Raw genomic sequence first — 17,891 nt, forward strand, 5'->3', positions numbered from 1 at the left:
GTTACCAATCCTTTCCTGCTGCGGCCTGGTTCTTGATGTAGTTGGGGATGTCCTGCTGCTGGGAGACGGTCAGCGCCTGCGCGGGCGTCCCGCCGTCACGCAGGATGTGCTGGCGGTAGACCGACCACAGCGGCAGGTCCCAGTACTCGGTGTTCTGGTAGTTCGAGATCGTGGCGTTCTCGCCCCAGTACACGGCCGAGGTGTCGATGTCGGCCAACTCGGGGATGGCCTTGCCGAAGTTCTGCACGACCTGGTCGGTCTGCAGGACGGCCTTGACACCGTGCCTGGAGAGTTCGGTCTGGCCCTCCTCGGAGACCATCCACTTCACGATCTGCAGTGCCTGCTCCTTCTCGGGAGAGGACGGCGGGATGAACGCGGCCCGTGTGTTCGGCTGGTAGACCGTCTTGGAGCCCGTCTTGAGCACCGGGATCGCGCTGACGCCGATGTCGACGCTCTTGGCCTGCTCGGCGAACGACTCCTCGTCGCCGTCCTCGATGAACAGCTCGCTGCCCGCGTACATGTTCAGCCGCGACAGCGTGTCGACCGCCATGGCCAGGTGACCCGGCTGGCTCATGTCGCCCTTGAAGAAGTCGGTGACGGTGGTGAACTCGTTGCGCGGGATCGTCAGGAAGCGGTACAGGTTGTCCACGTGCTTCTTCCAGGCGTCACCGCTGATGTCGACCTTGACGTCTTCGGGCGCGGGCTCCTCGCTCGTCGTCGGCTGGAACGCGTAGAGACCGGCCTGGTTGAAGTCCAGGTACTGGTCAGGGTGCTGCATGTAGCCCTTGTAGTGATCCAGGCCGTCGTCCTTGGTCAGCTGCTTGGCCTTCTTGTACGCCTCGTCGTACGTCATGCCGGGCTTGGGGTACTTGACCTTGAACTTGTCGAAGATCTTCTTGTTGTAGAGCAGCACGTGCTCATCGATGAACAGCGGCACGCCGTAGATGCCGCCGTCGGAGCGGGACTTGACCAGCTCGACCGTGGCCGGGTTCAGCTTGCTCAGGTCGATGCCGGCCTTCTGCAGGTCCGGGGTGAGGTCGCCGACCCAGCCCATCGGCTCGAGGTCACGGTCGATGCGGTTCTTCGGGTCCTCGATGATGACGTCCGGAGTGACCCCGGCGGCCTTGAGCTCCTCGTAGCGCACGGGGTAGTCCCACGTCGCGTACTTGATCTTGACGTCGGGGAACGCCGCGCGCAGCTTGTTGCCGATGATCTCGTCGAAGACCCTGGTCGCAGGCCCCTGATTGTTATCCGCCTCACCCTCGATGGTCGACTCGAACGGCTTGTAGTTGACAGCGAAGATGAACACTTCGTCGTCGCAGACGCTGAACGGCACGTCGTACTGGTTCGGCACGTCCTTGCAGGCCGCCGACGGCTGGGGGGAGGCGTTGGCGGCGGCGGGGACGCCGGTGGTGACGGTCAGAGCGAGCGCGAGCAGCGCGAACCCACGGGCCTTCTGCATCATCTGGTCTCCCTATTTCCCGGGCGTGTAGCCGCACTGGCGGACGACGTTTCGCCGCACGCCGTTCCTGAACTCGGTGATCGTGTGCTGGGGCCAGTTCGACAGCAGGCCCACGGCGTCGCGGAGATAGTCCTCGTTGAACACGACATGCCGGATGTTGTTGCGGTTGTACGAATAGACCATGTGGATGAAGCCGTCGCCGCTCTGCGTCAGCACCGGGTAGGTGAACTGCGGCCCCGACTGGGCCTCGACGTCGACGCTGTTCTCCCAGGTGCGGCCCTTGTCGGGGGACAGCGACAGCCGCATGGGGGAGCGGTGCTCGACCCACGGGTTGTAGGCCAGCACGAGCTTGTCGTCGGCCAGCTTGAGCGCCGCGACCCGCGAGTTCGGGTTGCCGATGGGCTCGGCCACCGGGGTGCTCCAGGTGCGCGCGAAGTCGGTGGAGTCGCTCGTGTAGATCGCGCCGTCCCCGGTGCGCAGGTACGCGCGCAGCCGCCCGGGCTCCACCTCCACCACGGTCGGCTGGATCGAGCCCTCCGGCGTCCTGATCCAGCTCCCGTGCTCCTCCGGGTACGCCTTCCACGACGACATGTCCTGGCTGAAGACGTAGAAGCCGGAGCTGGAGCCGCCCTCGTCGTAGATGGGCAGCAGCACCTCGCCGTTGGACATCCGGATCGGGTTGGTGCCCACCATCCAGCCCCACTCCTCGCGGATGTACGCGGGGTCGCTCCAGGTGTGGCCGCCGTCGTCCGAGATGATCAGGCGGATCGGGGCCTGCTCCCAGCCGTGCCCCTCGATCGTCACGAAGAACAGGTAGAGGCGCCTGCCGTCCGACCACAGGACCGGGTTGCCGTCGGCCTTGCCCGGCTCGTCGAACACCACCTCGGGTGTGGACCAGGTCCGCTTGCCCGCGGCCAGGCGAGACAGGTAGAGCGCCTGGTCCGCCGACCCCTCCGAGGTCCCGCCGTAGTACACGGTCAGCATGTCGCCCTGCGGCGCCTGGGCCAGCGCGGCCGCGTGCACCTTGGGGACGTCCGGGTTCGGGGCGGCGACGTCCTGGCGGCAGGCGTACGAGCCGGTCGGCTCGACCGTCACCTCGCCCTTGCTGACAGAGGGGCCTTTGTCAACGGAAAGGTCTTGGTCCACGGAAAGGTAGGACGGGACGCCCACCGCCACTGCCAGGGCGCCGTATAAAAGGCTCTGCCGGAATCTCATCGCGTGCTGATCTCCAGATATTTGATGGTTTTTCGCAGGTAGGAGAAGGCGATGCGCAACCGCCCATCGCCGCCGTCGATGACGCACGGATACGAGTAGCCGATCTCGTTCTGCCAGTACTCGGAGTCGGCCTCCTGGAGCACCCGCCGATGCGGCCAGCTCAGGCCGCCGTCCTCCGACTCCGCGAGGACGAGCGGGGTGCGCAGCGCCTTCCTGCGCCGTTGCCCCTTCTTGGTCACCCACCTGAACTGGTCGCGCTCCAGGCTCGCGTCGTTGTAGACGAGCGCGAGCCGGCCGTCGCCGAGCCTCGTGAGCTGGACGGAGGAGTCGTTGTTCGGCAGGTCGGTCCGCTCGGGCGCGGACCAGGTACGGCCGTCGGCCGAGACGGAGGTGTGGATCCGGCCCGCCCGGCGGTCACGGAACATCGCCAGCAGCTTCCCGTCCGGCCGTCCGGCGACGGTCATCTGCACCAGGTCACCGCTGCCGGGAACCTGGTGCTCGTCCCACGTGCGCCCGCCGTCGGTGGTGACCTCGACGACGCTCCGGTCGCCGGCGGCGCCGCAGTGGTAGGCGGGCAGCAGCCAGGTTCCGTCGCCGAGGATGAGCGGCGGGTGCCTGACGAAGATCCCGGGCTCGCCGAAGAGCACGTACGGTTCGCTCCACGTACGGCCCTGGTCGCCGGAGGTGCGGGCCACGACGTGCGCGGTCGTCTGGTCGTACGGCTCGCTGGAGGTGTGCAGCAACCAGATGCGTGTGCCGTCGTCGAACAGCACCGGGTTCTGCTCGCTGCGCTCGGGGTCGGTCGCGATGAGCTGGGACGGCGCCCACCGATCCGCGCCCGCCGCCAGCCGGGCCAGCGCCACGTTCGTGCCCGGATGCCCTTCCCGCGGGCCGGTGAACCACGTGCACAGCAGGTCGCCGTCGCGCGTGCGCAGCAGGTTGGCCGCGTGGCTGTCCGGGCCGTGCGGCGCGGGCAGCCACGCCTCCCGCGCACCCTCCACCACCTCGGACCGCCGTACGACGCCGTCGAATCGCGGGTCGGTCATGCCGTGTTCCCTCCTACGGGGTCGAGGTCCTGGTCGGGCACGCCGCGCAGCTCGAGCTCCGGCGCGAAGTGGCAGGCCACGCTCCTGCCCCCCACCTCGCGCAGCGGTGGCGGCTCCGTCCTGCAGACGTCCTCGGCGTACACGCAGCGGGGATGGAACGGGCACCCGGGCGGCGGATGCGCCGGGTCCGCGATGTCGCCGAGCAGCTTGATCCGCTCCCGGTGCCGCCTGGCCGCCGGGTCCGGGTCGGGCACAGCAGACAGCAGCGCCTCGGTGTAGGGGTGCAGGGGACGGCCGTAGAGCCGCTCGGTCGGTCCCTGCTCGACGACCCGGCCGAGATACATGACCGCCACCACGTCGGCGACGTGCTCGACGATGCTCAGGTCGTGGCTGACGAACAGGTAGCCGAGGCCGGACTCCTCGCGCAGGTCCATCAGCAGGTTGAGGATCTGGGCGCGGACCGAGACGTCAAGAGCGCTCACCGCCTCGTCCGCCACGACCAGCCGGGGCGACAGGGCCAGCGCCCGTGCGATGCCGACCCGCTGCCGCTCGCCGCCGCTGAAGGCGTGGGGGTAGCGGTCGGCGTACTCGGGGCGCAGGCCCACGCGGTCGAGCAGCTCCCCCACGCGGTCGGCGATCTCGTCCTTGGTGCCGTACCCGTGCGCCCGCATCGGCTCCCCGATGATCTCGCGCAGCGTCTTGCGCGGGTTGAGCGACGAGTGAGGGTCCTGGAAGATCATCCGGACCTGCGCCCGGTACGGCTTGAGCTCCTTCTCCTTCAGCGTCGCCACGTCGACCACCGAGCCGTCCGGCTGCCGGTAGAGCATCCGGCCGCCGGTCGGGTCGTGCGCCCGCACGATGCACCGCCCGAGCGTGGTCTTGCCGCAGCCGGACTCGCCGACCAGGCCCAGCGTGGTGCCCGCCTCGATGGTCAGGTCGACGTCGTCCACGGCCTTCACCGCGCCCACCTGTCGGCCCAGCAGGCCGCTGCGCACCGCGAAGTGCTTCGTCAACCCCTCGATCTTGAGCAGTGGGTCCGTGCTCATGAGTTCTCTTCCTGCTCGTAGAGGAGGCAGGCGACCTCGCGATCGCCCAGGGGGAGCCGGTGCGGCGTCACCGTCTCGCACCTGCCGGCCAGCACGCTGTCGCAGCGCGGATGGAACGTGCACCCGTCCGGCCGCGCGTACGGCGGCGGCACCATGCCGCTGATCGCCGTCAGCCGGGTCCGCGAGGCCCGCCCCAGCCGGGGCATCGAGCGCAGCAGAGCCCGCGTGTACGGATGCCGGGGGGCGCCGAGCACCTGCTCGGCCGGCCCGTACTCGACCACCCGGCCCAGGTACATGACCGCCATGCGGTCGGCCACCTGCGCGGCCACCCCGAGGTCGTGCGTGATCATCATGATCGCCATGCCGAACTCGTCCTGCAGGTCGGCCAGCAGTTCGAGGATCTGCGCCTGGGTGGTCACGTCGAGCGCGGTCGTCGGCTCGTCGGCGATCAGCAGCGCGGGCCGGCACGACAGGGCCATCGCGATCATCGCCCGCTGCCGCATCCCGCCGCTCAGTTCGAACGGGTAGGAGTCCACCCGACGCTGCGGCATGGGGATGCCGACCCGGTCCAGCATGTCTATGGCGCGCCGGCGGGCGACGGCCTTGCCGACGTTCTCGTGCAGCCGGACCGCTTCGACGATCTGGCTGCCGATGGTGTGCACGAGGCTCAGCGAGGCCATCGGCTCCTGGAACACCATCGCGATGTCCTGCCACCTGATCCGGCGCAGCAGCCTGGGATCGGCGCCGACCAGCTCGACCGGGCCGTCGTCGCGGTGCAGCGTGATCCGCCCGCCCATGATCTGGCCGGGCGGGTCGACCAGGCGCAGGATCGAGCGGGCCATGACGCTCTTGCCGCAGCCGGACTCGCCGACGATGGCGAGCGTCTCGCCCCGGTGCACCCGCAGGTCCACGCCGTCGACCGCGGGCACCACGCCGTCGTCGAGCAGGAAGTGGGTACGCAGGTCCTCGATCTCAAGCAGCACGTCCGCGGCCACGGCGGCTCACCTTCCCACCTGTGTCTGATGACGTCTGAACAGCCGCTTGCGCCGGGCCCGGCTCCCTGTCCGGTACGGATCCGCCGCGTCGCGCAGCCCGTCACCGAAGAAGTTCATGGCGACCACGACGATGACCACGGCGACGCCGGGCGCGAGCATCCACGGCGCGTTCGCGATCACGCGGACGTTCTGGGCGCCCTCCAGCAGCACGCCCCAGCTCACGGCGGGCGCCTGCAGCCCCAGGCCGAGGAAGCTCAGGCTGGTCTCGCCGAGGATCATGCCCGGGATGGCCAGCGAGAGCGAGGCGATGATGTGGCTGGCGAAGGACGGGATCATGTGCCGGAAGATGATCGACAGCCGGCCCACGCCGTCCAGCCGCGCGGCCGTGACGAAGTCCTCCTCGCGCAGCGACAGGAACCGCCCGCGCACGTCTCTCGCGAGCCCGGTCCACCCGATCAGGGAAAGGAGCACGGTGATGGCGAAGTACCGGGTCAGCGGCCCCCAGTCGGTCGGGAGCGTGGCCGAGAGCGCCATCCACAGCGGCAGCGTCGGTATCGCCATGAGGAACTCGATGACCCGCTGGACGACGTTGTCGACGCCACCCGCGAAATATCCGGATATGCCGCCTATAAGCATGCCGAGTAAGAAGCTGGCCGCGACGCCGATCAGCCCGATCGACAACGACACCCGTGCCCCGTGGATGAGCCTGGACAGCAGGTCCCGCCCGTTCTGGTCGGAACCGAGCAGGAAGAACGGCTCACCCTTGGTCACCGGGCCGATCAGGTGGAGGTCCGACGGGATCACGCCCAGCACCTTGTGCTCGTCGCCGTGCGTGAACAGGCCGACGTCGATCCGCGTGCTCGTGTCCACGGTGTAGCGCTGCTCGTACGTCTCGGGGTCCCGCTCGGTGGTGTAGCCGTACACGTACAGGCCGAGGTCGGTGGAGTAGCGCGGCACCTGGGGCGGCGCGTACGTGAGCGACGTGTTCGCGGTCGTGCTCGACATCGGCGCGAAGAACTCGGCGAAGATCGCCACCAGGTACACCGGCACCAGGATGGCCGCGCCGGCCAGCGCGAGCCGGTGCCGGCGGAACTGCCGCCACATGAGCCGCCACTGCGGCAGCGTCCCCACTTCGTGGGTGGTCGTACGCCTGAGGAACATGCGGCGCTACTCCCTCTTGTACTGTTTGCGAATTCGCGGGTCCCACCACGCCAGCGCCAGATCGCTCAGCACGGTCCCGATCACGGTCAGCGTGCTGAGGATCATGACGAAGCTGCCCACCAGGTACATGTCCTGGTTCATGACCCCGCTCAGCAGCAGCGGGCCGCCGGTCGGCAGGCTCATGACGACCGACACGATGGTCTCCCCGCCGATCAGCCCAGGCAGCAGCCATCCGATGGTGCTGAAGAAGGGGCTCAGCGACATCCGCACGGGATACTTCAGCAGCAGCTTCCACTCCGGCAGGCCTTTGGCCCTGGCCGTGTGCACGTACGGCCGGTAGAGCTCGTCGAGCAGGTTGGCCCGGGTGATCCGGATCATGCCCGCCGTGCCGGCGACCCCGATCACCACGATCGGCACCCACAGGTGGCCGAGCAGGTCCAGGACCTTGCCGAGGTTCCAGGCGGCGTCCTGGAACTCCGGGGAGAACAGGCCGCCCACGCTCGCGCCGAAGTAGCGGAAGCCGACGTACATGAGGACCAGCGCCAGCATGAACTCCGGGACCGCCATGCCGATGAACCCGAAGAACGAGGCCGTGTAGTCGCCCCACGAGTACTGCTTGACCGCGCTGTAGATGCCGATCGGGAAGGCGATCGCCCAGACCATGAGCAGCGAGCTGATCGACAGCACCGCGGACAGCGCGACCCGCTCGCCGATGAGCGTGGAGACCGCCTGGTTCCAGGCGAACGACTGCCCGAAGTCGCCGTGCAGGAGGATCGCCGAGATCCACCGCCAGTACTGGACGAGGACCGGGTCGTCGAGGCCGTACCGCTGCCTGAGGTTGGCGATCTCCGCCGGAGTGATGCCCTCGCCGCCTGACTGCGCGTTCGCCACCAGCGTCGAGACGTAGTCGCCCGGCGGCAGGTTGATGATGACGAACGTGACGATCGAGATCGCCCAGAGCGTCACCACCACGTAGAGGAGGCGGCGGCCGAAGTAACCCAGCACGTCAGGCCCTCAGAGGGAGTACTGCTCGGGCATGGTCGGCCCGGGGTTCACTATGGCGGCGGCCATGGAGTCCGGCACGTTCTTGAAACTGTTGGAGACGATGCCGTACTCGTTCGGGAACGAGCTGATCCCGATCGCGTAGAACTGCTCCTTGGCGATGCGCACGACCTCCTCGGCGTGCTCCAGTGCCTTGGCGAAGTCGGGCTCGTTGCGCATCCTGGTGAACGCCTCCAACTGCTCGCGCACCTGCTCCGGCGGCTCGTCGCCGCTCTTGCCCTTGCTGCCGTACCACTGGGCCCAGCGGATGGCGTAGCGGGCGCTGCCGGAGTTGCTCGGCACGTAGTAGTGGGAGCCGCCGGTGCCGGTGATCACGTCGAAGTCGCTGCACGTGAACGTGGACGCCTGCGGGTTGTTGCCCATCGAGCGCTCGGTGAACAGCGTGGGTGCGATCGGATCGACCCGCAGCCCGACCCCGACCGCCTCCCAGCCCTTCTTGACGAACTCCAGCGCCTCGACGTGGTGCGGGAATTCCGTGCTGGCCATGATCGTGATGCTCAGCGGCTTGCCGTCGGGGCCCAGGCGCTGGCCGTCGCCGTCCTTCTCGGTGAGCCCGGCCTTGTCCAGGTGCTCATTGGCCTTGGCGACGTCGTACTCGGCGTACTGCTTGGCGAACTCCGCGTCATAGAGGGCGTTGGCCTTGGAGGGCGCGGCCTGCCAGGGCTCGCCCTGGCCCGCGTACACGCCGTCGATGATCTCCTTGCGGTTGATCGCGTACGACAGCCCGATCCGGAGGTCCTTGTTCCTGAACAGCTCGCGCAGCCCGTCGTCGGCGATCGTCTGGTTGAACTGGATGATCATCGTGTTGCTCAGCCGGCTCGGCACGTCGTACAGCCGGTACTTGCCCTTGGCGGCGTTCTGCGCGACCAGCGGCTTGTTCTCCGGCGAGTTGAATTTGCGGAGCTGCATGTCGATCTCGCCGTTCATGATCTTCAGCAGCTCCACCTCGACGTCGCTGACGAGCTCCGACCTGAACCGGTCGATGTAGGGAAGCTGGCGCCCCTGCTGGTCGACCTTCCAGTAGTACGGGTTCCGCTCGGCCACCACCGCCGTGCCGCTGCCGATCGCGGTGGTGATCTTCCACGGGTGCAGCGTGGGCATGTCGGCGTTGTGCGGGACGTCGTTCTTGAGCATGAACAGCTGGGTCCAGTCCTCGAGCTGCTGGTCCTTGGCGAGCTTGTCGACGTCCGGGTTGTACTTCTTGTGGAACTGCTTGAGGTAGTGCTTGGGCAGCAGCAACCCGCTCGCCCCCGGACGCTCGAACGTGGCGGTCGCGATCTGGAACAGCAGGCCCGCCTTCGGCTCCTTGTAGACGTAGCGCACGGTCCGCTCGTCCACCTTCTCCACCTTGACCAGCTCCGTGGTGCCGTTCTCCAGGAAGAGGTCGTAGATGCCGGTGGAGTGCAGGTCGCGGTAGGTGGTCACGTCCTCGAAGGCGAACATCAGGTCGTCGGCCGTGCAGGGCTGCCCGTCGGACCACTTCAGGCCCTCGCGCAGCCGGAAGACATATTCCCGGCCGTCGTCCTTGACCTCGAACTCGGCCACGTTGGGAGTGATGTCGTCGGGGCCTTTCTGCCCGTTGGTGCCGGGCTTGAGGCGGACGAGGGGCTCGTACCCGAGCGTGTAGATCAGCCAGTCGATGTCGTCCTCGCCCACCATGGCCGAGTTCCACGTGCCGCCGTACCTGCCCGGCTCCCGCAGCGGGGTGACGACGAGGGGGTTCTTCGGCAGGCGCTGCTCCAGCGGCGGCAGCTTGCCGGCCTTGACCAGCTCGGCCAGCGCCGGCGCTTCCTTGGCCGACGAGCCGGCGGCCTGCGCGGCGCCGGCGCCCGTGTCGGGGCTGGTGTCGAAGAAGCTGCAGCCGCCGGCCGTGGCCAGCAGGAGCAGTCCCCCGCCGCCGCGGAGCAGGTTCCTCCTCGTCAGGGGGTGCTGTGTCATGGGGACTCCGTTCGGGTCTAACGATTGACCTTGACCAGGCTGAAGGTCGCCGTGGTGTAGATGTGCACGCCGGTCTGCTCCTGGTTGCCGTCGACGGCCAGGCCGACGTAGAACCGGCTGTTCCGCATGACGATGCGCTCGTAGCCGATGCGGTCCCAGTTAAGGGAGTTGCTGGAGAGGAACGCCTCGAACTCGGTGTCCCCGCCGGCCAGGCTCCTGACGACCAGGCGCAGCCAGTACGGCTTCTCCGGGTCCAGCGGATCGTCACCGGCGGCCGGCCAGATGCCGACGCTGGGCTGCTTGCCGTTCGAGGCGACCCGGACGGCCTTGGCCCGCATGCCGGCGCCGTCGTCACCGCTGGCGGAGTAACCGATGCCGGCCAGCATGAACGGCGAGTTCGGCGTGAGGTCCTGGCGCACCATGAGGCCGGCCACGGCTTCGACGTGCGCCTTGCTGATGCTGTCCAGCCGGCCGGTGATCTCCAGGACCTCGCCCTTCTTGCTGAACCCGACGGCCTGGTAGGCGAAGTGGAAGGAGTCCTTCCAGCCGGCGATCTTGCCCGACCCCTTCAGCGTGAGCACGCCGTCCTTCAGCCCCGTGCTGCCCGGGATGGGCACCTCGCCGATGTCCGCGGCCGTCCACGGCTTGTGGGTTCTGGTGCGGGTGACGTGGATCGGCACCAGCGACGAGGTGGTCGCCGACCCCGTGCTGTCGGTCGCGCGGACCGTCAGGTAGTAGGTGCCGTCGGTCGCGTCCGCCCAGGTCGCCTGGTACGGCGCCGCGGTGGCCTCCCCGATCTTCTCGTCACCGTGGAAGAACTCGACCTTGGCGATGGACGCGCCGTCGAGGGGCTTGGCGTCGGCCTGGATGGTGATGGACTGCTTGTCCTTGTTCGCCGCGAAGAGCTGGTCGATCGTGGGGGAGAGGATCGCCACCTGGGGGTTGCGGGCCCCGGCCCGCTGGATGCCGTTCAGGTAGCGCTCCAGGTTGGTGTACCCGTCGGTGCCGACCGTCTTGGCGTCGTCGGCGCTCTCAGGGTTCAGCCCCTGCGCGGTCTCCCACTCGTCGGGCATGCCGTCGTGGTCGCTGTCGGCGGGCGCGGGCACCTCGGTCGGCACGGGCAGCCAGCCGCCCACGTCCTTCTGCGAGTTGATGTGCCGCCCGGTGCCGTTGCGGGCCTCGGTGACCAGCCGGGCGTCGATGGCGTCCCGCCGCGGCAGGATGGCTCCGGCCTGTTCGAGGACCGACGTGAACGCCTCGGCCGCGGTCTGCTCGGTGATGCCGTTCTCGAACTCCGTCGGCTTGGCCATCAGCGTGATGCCACCGACCGGGTAGGTGATGCCGAGCGTGTTGTCGGCCGTGATGTCGTCGTGGCCCTCGATCACGTTGCCGCTGAGGTACCACTGGCCGAAGCGGCCCGGGGCCATGATCTGCCTGGCGATCTCGGGCTGCGTGTTGACGCCGGGCTTGTAGTAGTTGCCGACGATGTTGACGCCGTTGGACCACTCGCCGCCGTAGCAGGACGTGATCCCGGGGTTGTAGATCACGTTGTTGCGGTGGTCGACCAGCATGTCCATGCCCTCGGTGAAGCTGAAGCGAGGGTTGCGGCCGTTCTCGTGGATGAGCAGGTTGTGGTGGTAGGTGATGGTGTCACCGCCCCACAGGCCGCCCATGCCGTGCCGGCCCTTGGGGTGCACCGAGTTCACCAGGCCCTCGGAGATGATGCACCACTGGACGGTCACGTTGGTGTTGCCGTAGACGGAGAAGCACTCGTCCACGCCCCAGCTGAACGAGCAGTGGTCGATGACGAGGTCGCGCACGTCCCTGGCGCCGAACGTGTCGATCGCGGTGCCGAGCTCGTCGCCGCCGCGGAAGCGCAGGTGACGAAGGATGATGTTGTCGCCCTTGATCTGCGTCTCGTTGCCGGTGACGGTGATGCCGTGCCCAGGTGCGGTCTGGCCGGCGATCGTGAGGTTGGACCCGGTGATGTCGAGCCCGCCCTTGATCTTGATGTTGCCGGAGACCCTGAAGACGATCGTGCCGTCCGACTTGGCGACGGCCTCGCGCAGCGAGCCGGGTCCGGAGTCGTCGAGGGTCGTGACCTCGTACACCTCGCCGCCCCGGCCGCCGGTGGTGTACATACCCGCGCCCTCGGCACCGGGGAAGGCGGGGACGAGCTTGTCCAGGCCGGCGGCCTGCCGCCGCTGCGCCGCGTGCGCCGAATCGACGGAGATCCCGCCCCATGCCACGGCGGGAGTGGCTAATGCCGCGGAACGCACGAAAGTGCGGCGGCTGAATTCTGATTGGTGGCGATCGAAGCCCGGGGCCTCGGTCATGAAACGCTCTCTTTCCGCCCTGAATAGACAGGGCTGTGCCATAGCTCGGCACGACTCCGGACCACGCTGGGGGGTGGTTGAGAATTTTTATTCACGCATGAATGGAGCGGATTCATCACATCGTGAACGACACGCTTGTGACTGTCAAGAGCGCTTTCTCACGGGGATGGACACACCCGTCAATGCGCGCAGCACAAAGGGGCACGCCGCCCGGCCCGCTCGCCGATCACCGTGAGCAGGCCGGGGACGTGCCCCTGTCGTCCGAGGTCGCGGACGTCAGTCGCGCAGGAGTTGCTCCGCCACGCCGACGTCCGTGATGAGGGTGTTGACCCAGCCGCCGCGCAGGGCGGCGCGGATGGCGGCGGTCTTGCGGCGGCCGCCGGCGATGGCGATGCGGCGGGGGACTCGTAGCAGGTCGGCGGCGGGGATGCCGAGGATGCGCTCCTCCAGCGGCGAGTCCACGAGGCGGCCCTCGGCGTCGAAGAAGCGCAGGCACACGTCGCCCACCGCGCCCAGCCCGCGCAGGGTCTCCAGGTCCTCCTCCGAGATCGCGTTGCCGCTGTCACGCAGCAGCGGGGACGGGTCGAGGCTGCCGATCCCCACCAGCACGGTCGTCAGCCGGGACCACGCGTCCACGACCTGGCGTACCACGTGATCGTCCGACAGCGCCTGGCGCGCCTGGAGCGTGCCGACGAGACCGGGCGCGGGCAGGAAGACGGGCTCGGCGCCGGTGAGGTCGGCCAGGTGGGCGGCCAACCGGGTGGCCTGCACCTGCGCGGACCCCTTGCCCACGCCGCCGATGAGCTGCACCACCTCGTCAGCCACCCGCACAGGACGGCGCTGCATGGCCTCGACGGTCGCCAGCAGGCTGGCGCTCCACGACGAGATGCCGAGGTGCTCGCCGCCGATCAGCGTCGCGTCGAGGTACGTCGCCCCCGCCGACCCAAGCGCGGCCACGACGTCGTGGTTGTCGCCGGCGGCGTCGACCACGATGATCTGCTCCACGCCGTATTTGCGCTCCAGGTCCTCCTCCAGCAACGCGTGCACGCCGCTGGGCACCACGACCACGGTGCGCACGATGCCGATCTCCGCCGCCTCCTTGAGCAGCCGCGACACCCGGGGCTGCGAGATGCGCAACTGGGCGGCGATCTGCGGCTGGCGTACGCCGTGCTCGTGGTAGAGGCGGGCGACCCGCACCAGGAGGCGCATGCGCTCGGACTCCTGGCTGAGCCGGCGACCGCTGAACCGCACGGCCTCGCCGCCAGAACGGCCCTTCTCGAACTGACTGTCAGCTCCCACGATCGCTGGCCTCCGCTTCGGCTCCGCCGCTCCTGCTGGTCCGGTGGCGAGCCCGGGCCACTGCCGAGTGCCATTCTGCTAGCGCACGGCGACGCTCGCACGACGATAGGCCGGGTGTGTAGCGCCGGCCGTGGCGTGGCAGCCCGGACAGCTCCCGGCGGGACCATACACCGGATGCCGTGCCCGCGAGATGAGCGGCCCCCAGCGCGGACAGCTCCGGCCGCCGCGCCACCCGCACCGCCCGGCCGGTCACGTCGGCCTGCCACTGCATGAGGTCGGTGTTGCCGGTGGGCCCGCCGTCGGCGAGCAACTCCCCGACGGGGCCCGACGCCCGCTCCATGGCCGACACGACGTCGCCGACCTGCAGCCCGATGGAGTCCACCGCCGCACGGGCGAGGTCCTCCCTGCTGCTGTCGAGGCCGAAGCCCGTCATGATCGCTGCTGCCCGGTCGTCCCACCACGGCGCGCCGAGGCCACCGAACGCTGGCACGATGTGCAGCCTACCCCGGCGGCCACCGGCCGCGAGCCTGGCCACTTCCTCCGGGTTCGTCCCGAGCACCCGGGCCAGCCAGGTGATCGTCGCGCCAGTGGACAGGATGTTGCCCTCCAGCGCGTACGCGGGCGCGTCGTCGTGCCAGGCGATGGTCAGGCACAGGCCCTCGTCGAGCGGCACCTCCGGATCGGCCAGGCCCATGACCGACGAGCCTGTGCCGTACGTGACCTTGACCCGGCCCGGCTGCCAGGCGGCGTGTGCGAACAGCGCGGCGTGGGAGTCGCCGAGCACCGCACCCACCGGGACCCCGGCCAGGGACGGGTGCAGGGCGGCGGCGTCGGCGTGCGCGCCGCTGGAGCGCACCACCTCGGGCAGCGTCTCCGCCGGTATCCCGAACAGCTCGAGCAGCTCGGGACTCCAGCGGCGGCGCCGCACGTCGAGCAGTTGCGTACGGGACGCGCTCCCGACCTCGATGACGTGGCCCGCGCCCAGCCGGTGGAGCAGCCACGAGTCCACCGTGCCCAGACACAACCGCGAGCCGCGGGTCCCGTGCTCCCGGAGCAGCAGGGCAGCCTTCGAGGCCGAGAACATCGGGTCCAGGGGCAGCCCGCTGATCCGGCGTACCAGGGGACCGGCGCCGTCGGCGGCCAGCCGCGCGCACACGTCCGCGCCCCGCCGGTCCTGCCAGCTCACCAGCGGCCCCAGCGGCTCGCCCGTCGAGCGCTCCCACAGCAGCACGGACTCGCGCTGCACGCTCAGCCCCACGGCGGCCACCCGTCCGCCTGGCACCCCGGCCAGGCACTCGGCGACCGCCTGGCGCACGCCGCGCCACAGCTCCTCGCCGTCCTGCTCCACCAGGCCGGGCCCGGGATGGCGCTGGGAGAGCGGCGCGGAGGCGCGCGCCACCAGCTCGCCCGCGGCGTTCACGACGACGGCCTTGGTCGCGCTGGTGCCCTGGTCGACGCCGAGCACCAGCGGCTCAGTTGTGGTCAAGGCCCAGCACCTCCAAGGTCGCCCTGACGATCCCCTCGGCCGTGAGGCCGAAGTGCTCCAGCAGGAACTCCGTCCCCCCGGTCGGCGCGAACGAGCGCGGCCCGAGCAGCCGCATCGGCACCGGCCTGGTCTCCAGCACGACCTCGGCCACCGCCGCCCCCAGCCCGCCGGTGGGCACCGCCTCCTCGGCCGTGACGACCGCCCTGGTCTGCCGGGCCGCCGCCATGATCTCCTCACGGTCCAGGGGGGCGATGGTGGAGACGTTCAGCACGCGTACGTCCACGCCGCGCTCCGCCAGCAGCTCGGCCGCCCGCAGCGCGCGGCTGACCAGCGTTCCCGTCGCCACGACCGTGGCGTCCTTGCCCTCGCGCAGCCGGGTCGCGCGCCCGTAGACGAAGGCGGGGCCGCCGGGCGGCGACACGTCGGGCACGGGGAAGCGCCCGATCCGCAGGAACACCGGTCCGGTCGTCCCGGCCGCCCACCGGATGGCCGCGCGCGTCTGCGCGGGGTCGGCGGGCACGACGACGGGCAGGTCCGCGATGGCCCGCAGCCACGACAGGTCCTCGGTCGAGTGGTGGGTGGGCCCGAGCGCGCCGTACGACAGGCCGGGGCTCATCCCGCACAGCTTGACGTTCGCCAGACTGTACGCCACGTCGGCCTTGATCTGCTCCAGCGCCCGCGCGGTCAGGAACGTCGCCGCCCCGCACACGAACGGCACCAGCCCCGCGTTCGCCAGCCCCGCGCCGATCCCGACCATGTCCTGCTCGGCGATCCCCACGTTGACCAGCCGTTCGGGGAACTCCCTGGCGAAGGCGACCAGCTTGCTCGACCCCACCGAGTCGTTGCACACGGCCACGATCCTGCTGTCGGCGCGGGCCAGGGCGACCAGCTCCGCGGCGAAGGCGTCCCGGCAGTCGTGCGTCTGCGTCTCGTCGAGGATCAACGCAGTTCCTCGAGCGCCGTACGGGCCTGCTCGGCGTCGGGCACCTTGTGATGCCATTCCACCCGATCCTCCATGAACGACACCCCTCGCCCCTTCACGGTCCTGGCGATCACGCACCGCGGCCGGAGCGCGCCGCGCGGCGCGGTGACCGCGTCCAGCAGCGCCAGGTGGTCGTGCCCGTCGACCTCGACGGCCTCCCACCCGAACGCCCGCCACTTGTCGGCCAGCGGCTCCAGGTTGGCGGTCTCGCAGGTCCGCGCCCCCTGCTGCAGCCCGTTGCAGTCGACGATCGCCGTCAGCGACGTGAGCCGGCGGTGCGCGGCCGTCATCGCCGCCTCCCAGTTGCTGCCCTCCTGGAGTTCGCCGTCGCCGAGCACCACCACCGTCTTGGCCGGCGAGCCCCGCAGGAGCAGGCCGACCGCGACGCCCACGCCGACCGGCAGCCCGTGGCCGAGCGGCCCCGTGCTGGTCTCGACGCCGGGCACCGCCCTGCGGCTCGGATGGCCGTTGAGCGGCGACATCGGGGCCGCGAACGTGCGGAGCGCCTCCGCGGGGAAGAAGCCGCAGGTGGTGAGCGCGGTGTAGAGGGCGACCGAGCAGTGGCCCTTGCTCAGGATGAACCGGTCGCGGTCGGGCCAGTCCGGCTGGGCCGGGTCGATGCGGAGCACGGCGCCGTACAGGGTGCTGAGGATGTCGGTGACCGACAGGTCGCCGCCGGTGTGGCCGAGGCCCGCCCCGCTGATCGTGCTGATCACGGTGCGCCTGATCGTGCGGGCGAGGGTCGCGAGCGCGGCGGCGGACGCGGGCCGGTCGGCGTAGGCCAGCCGGGCCCGCAGCCGGCGCCATTCCCCGATGGCGTCGTGGTCGGGCAGGAGGAGGTCTCGCGTGACCGTCCCATTGCTACGTCGCACGTGCCGTCCCGATCGCCGACCACAGCAGCCGCTGTGCACCAAGGGCGTCCTGCCGCTCCTGTACGGCCCGCAGCTCGCCCAGGTCGATCCGGTCGCACACCTCCTCCAGCATCCGGATGGTCGCGATGCTCTGGGACAGCGCGCGCACCGGGTCCTCCCTGAACGGGAACTGGTCGAGCAGGATCGGGGCGTTCCAGCCGATCCGCCGTACGGCCAGCAGGTACTCGATCGTCTCGAACAGGTGCACCGACGCCACCGGCAGGTCGTCGTCCCAGCCGCGCCAGTTGTCGTTCAGCTCGACCGACACCAGCCGCCCGCGCCGGTGCACGAGCTGCACCGCCTCGGCGGGCGTCTCCCCGGCGAGCAGGGAGTGACCGAAGTCCATGACGATGCCGACGTTCGGCCGCCCGGCCTCCTCGATGGCCAGCAGCGTGCGGGCCGCGTCGGAGAGCGTGATGCGGACGCGCGGCTCCTTGGCCTTGTACTCGATCGCGAACCGCACGTCGGGATGCGCCCCGGCCAGGTCGCGGATCGCGGTCACGGTCAGGTCCCACAGCTGCGCGTAGTCGGCCTGGCCCGGCATGTCGAAGCCGTCCTGGCCGGGCCAGAACTTCACGTATCCGGCCCCGAGCTCCCGCGCGACCGCGACCGCCTCGTGCACCCGCTCCGCCGCGCGCTCGCGCACGGCCGGGTCGGGGTTGGTGAACGCCCCCTTGCCGAACTCCCGCGTGTACAGGTGCGGCGTGATCGCCCTGGCCCGCAGGCCGCGCCCGGCCAGCTCGTCGGCCAGCTCGGACGCCTTGGAGACGCCCTCGGCGAACGGCACGTTGATGTCGAGGCACTCCAGCCCGTCCACGGCCGCGGCCAGGTCGAGCATCTCCCGCATCGTGCGCGCCGGGCCGTAGCCGTCGCTCGCGTACCTGTCGACGATCTGCCCGAACGCCCAGATCCCGGCGCCGAACGTGAGTGCGCTCATGTCGCGTCGTCCCTT

General features: G+C 69.9%; 14 protein-coding genes. All 14 read right to left on the bottom strand.

Annotated features, from left to right (window positions below; translation table 11 throughout):
- Position 1: 1 nt before the first annotated feature.
- Positions 2–1,465: an ABC transporter substrate-binding protein gene (locus ITP53_RS02385; protein ID WP_195893602.1), complete on the bottom strand. Its 1,464-nt coding sequence runs from the start codon at positions 1,463–1,465 to the stop codon at positions 2–4.
- 9 nt (positions 1,466–1,474) lie between these two features.
- A complete protein-coding gene (locus tag ITP53_RS02390) occupies positions 1,475–2,557 on the bottom strand; it encodes a sialidase family protein (RefSeq protein WP_195893603.1) in 1,083 nt (360 codons plus the stop codon).
- A 116-nt stretch (positions 2,558–2,673) separates the two neighbouring features.
- Positions 2,674–3,723 carry a sialidase family protein gene (locus ITP53_RS02395; protein ID WP_195893604.1) on the bottom strand — a complete coding sequence of 350 codons (1,050 nt, stop codon included), beginning with the start codon at positions 3,721–3,723 and terminating at the stop codon, positions 2,674–2,676.
- Positions 3,720–4,769 (bottom strand): ABC transporter ATP-binding protein, encoded by a 1,050-nt coding sequence (locus ITP53_RS02400; RefSeq protein ID WP_195893605.1) that lies wholly within the window; start codon positions 4,767–4,769, stop codon positions 3,720–3,722. Before ITP53_RS02400 ends, ITP53_RS02395 begins: the two co-directional genes overlap by 4 nt.
- Positions 4,766–5,764 (bottom strand): ABC transporter ATP-binding protein, encoded by a 999-nt coding sequence (locus ITP53_RS02405; protein ID WP_195893606.1) that lies wholly within the window; start codon positions 5,762–5,764, stop codon positions 4,766–4,768. Before ITP53_RS02405 ends, ITP53_RS02400 begins: the two co-directional genes overlap by 4 nt.
- 6 nt (positions 5,765–5,770) lie before the next feature.
- Positions 5,771–6,925, bottom strand: a complete 1,155-nt coding sequence (locus ITP53_RS02410) for an ABC transporter permease (protein ID WP_195893607.1) — start codon at positions 6,923–6,925, stop codon at positions 5,771–5,773.
- A gap of 6 nt (positions 6,926–6,931) precedes the next feature.
- Positions 6,932–7,930: an ABC transporter permease gene (locus ITP53_RS02415; RefSeq protein WP_195893608.1), complete on the bottom strand. Its 999-nt coding sequence runs from the start codon at positions 7,928–7,930 to the stop codon at positions 6,932–6,934.
- Between the two features lie 9 nt (positions 7,931–7,939).
- On the bottom strand, positions 7,940–9,925 hold the full coding sequence (locus ITP53_RS02420) for an ABC transporter substrate-binding protein (RefSeq protein ID WP_195893609.1): 1,986 nt from the start codon (positions 9,923–9,925) through the stop codon (positions 7,940–7,942).
- A 17-nt stretch (positions 9,926–9,942) separates the two neighbouring features.
- A complete protein-coding gene (locus ITP53_RS60025) occupies positions 9,943–12,174 on the bottom strand; it encodes an Ig-like domain-containing protein (protein ID WP_195893610.1) in 2,232 nt (743 codons plus the stop codon).
- Positions 12,175–12,537: 363 nt separating this feature from the next.
- Positions 12,538–13,560, bottom strand: coding sequence for a sugar-binding transcriptional regulator (locus ITP53_RS02430; RefSeq protein WP_328813753.1), 1,023 nt, complete (start codon positions 13,558–13,560; stop codon positions 12,538–12,540).
- A complete protein-coding gene (locus ITP53_RS02435; protein WP_195893611.1) occupies positions 13,550–15,046 on the bottom strand; it encodes an FGGY family carbohydrate kinase in 1,497 nt (498 codons plus the stop codon). The genes ITP53_RS02430 and ITP53_RS02435 overlap by 11 nt, the downstream gene beginning before the upstream one ends.
- A complete protein-coding gene (locus tag ITP53_RS02440) occupies positions 15,033–15,989 on the bottom strand; it encodes a transketolase family protein (protein ID WP_207755446.1) in 957 nt (318 codons plus the stop codon). The genes ITP53_RS02435 and ITP53_RS02440 overlap by 14 nt, the downstream gene beginning before the upstream one ends.
- Entirely contained in the window at positions 15,986–16,900 is a 915-nt protein-coding gene (locus ITP53_RS02445; RefSeq protein WP_207755447.1) for a transketolase, read from the bottom strand. The genes ITP53_RS02440 and ITP53_RS02445 overlap by 4 nt, the downstream gene beginning before the upstream one ends.
- On the bottom strand, positions 16,890–17,876 hold the full coding sequence (locus ITP53_RS02450) for a sugar phosphate isomerase/epimerase family protein (protein WP_195893613.1): 987 nt from the start codon (positions 17,874–17,876) through the stop codon (positions 16,890–16,892). The genes ITP53_RS02445 and ITP53_RS02450 overlap by 11 nt, the downstream gene beginning before the upstream one ends.
- Between the last annotated feature and the right edge of the window lie 15 nt (positions 17,877–17,891).

The organism is Nonomuraea cypriaca (assembly GCF_015645445.1).
Classification (GTDB): Bacteria; Actinomycetota; Actinomycetes; order Streptosporangiales; family Streptosporangiaceae; genus Nonomuraea; species Nonomuraea cypriaca.

What these genes read in the sequence shown, in the direction of transcription:
- ITP53_RS02395 (WP_195893604.1), bottom strand. Translation starts at nt 3,723, where the DNA reads ATGACCGACCCGCGATTCGACGGCGTCGTACGGCGGTCCGAGGTGGTG.
- ITP53_RS02385 (WP_195893602.1), bottom strand. Translation starts at nt 1,465, where the DNA reads ATGATGCAGAAGGCCCGTGGGTTCGCGCTGCTCGCGCTCGCTCTGACC.
- ITP53_RS02450 (WP_195893613.1), bottom strand. Translation starts at nt 17,876, where the DNA reads ATGAGCGCACTCACGTTCGGCGCCGGGATCTGGGCGTTCGGGCAGATC.
- ITP53_RS02400 (WP_195893605.1), bottom strand. Translation starts at nt 4,769, where the DNA reads ATGAGCACGGACCCACTGCTCAAGATCGAGGGGTTGACGAAGCACTTC.
- ITP53_RS02420 (WP_195893609.1), bottom strand. Translation starts at nt 9,925, where the DNA reads ATGACACAGCACCCCCTGACGAGGAGGAACCTGCTCCGCGGCGGCGGG.
- ITP53_RS02410 (WP_195893607.1), bottom strand. Translation starts at nt 6,925, where the DNA reads ATGTTCCTCAGGCGTACGACCACCCACGAAGTGGGGACGCTGCCGCAG.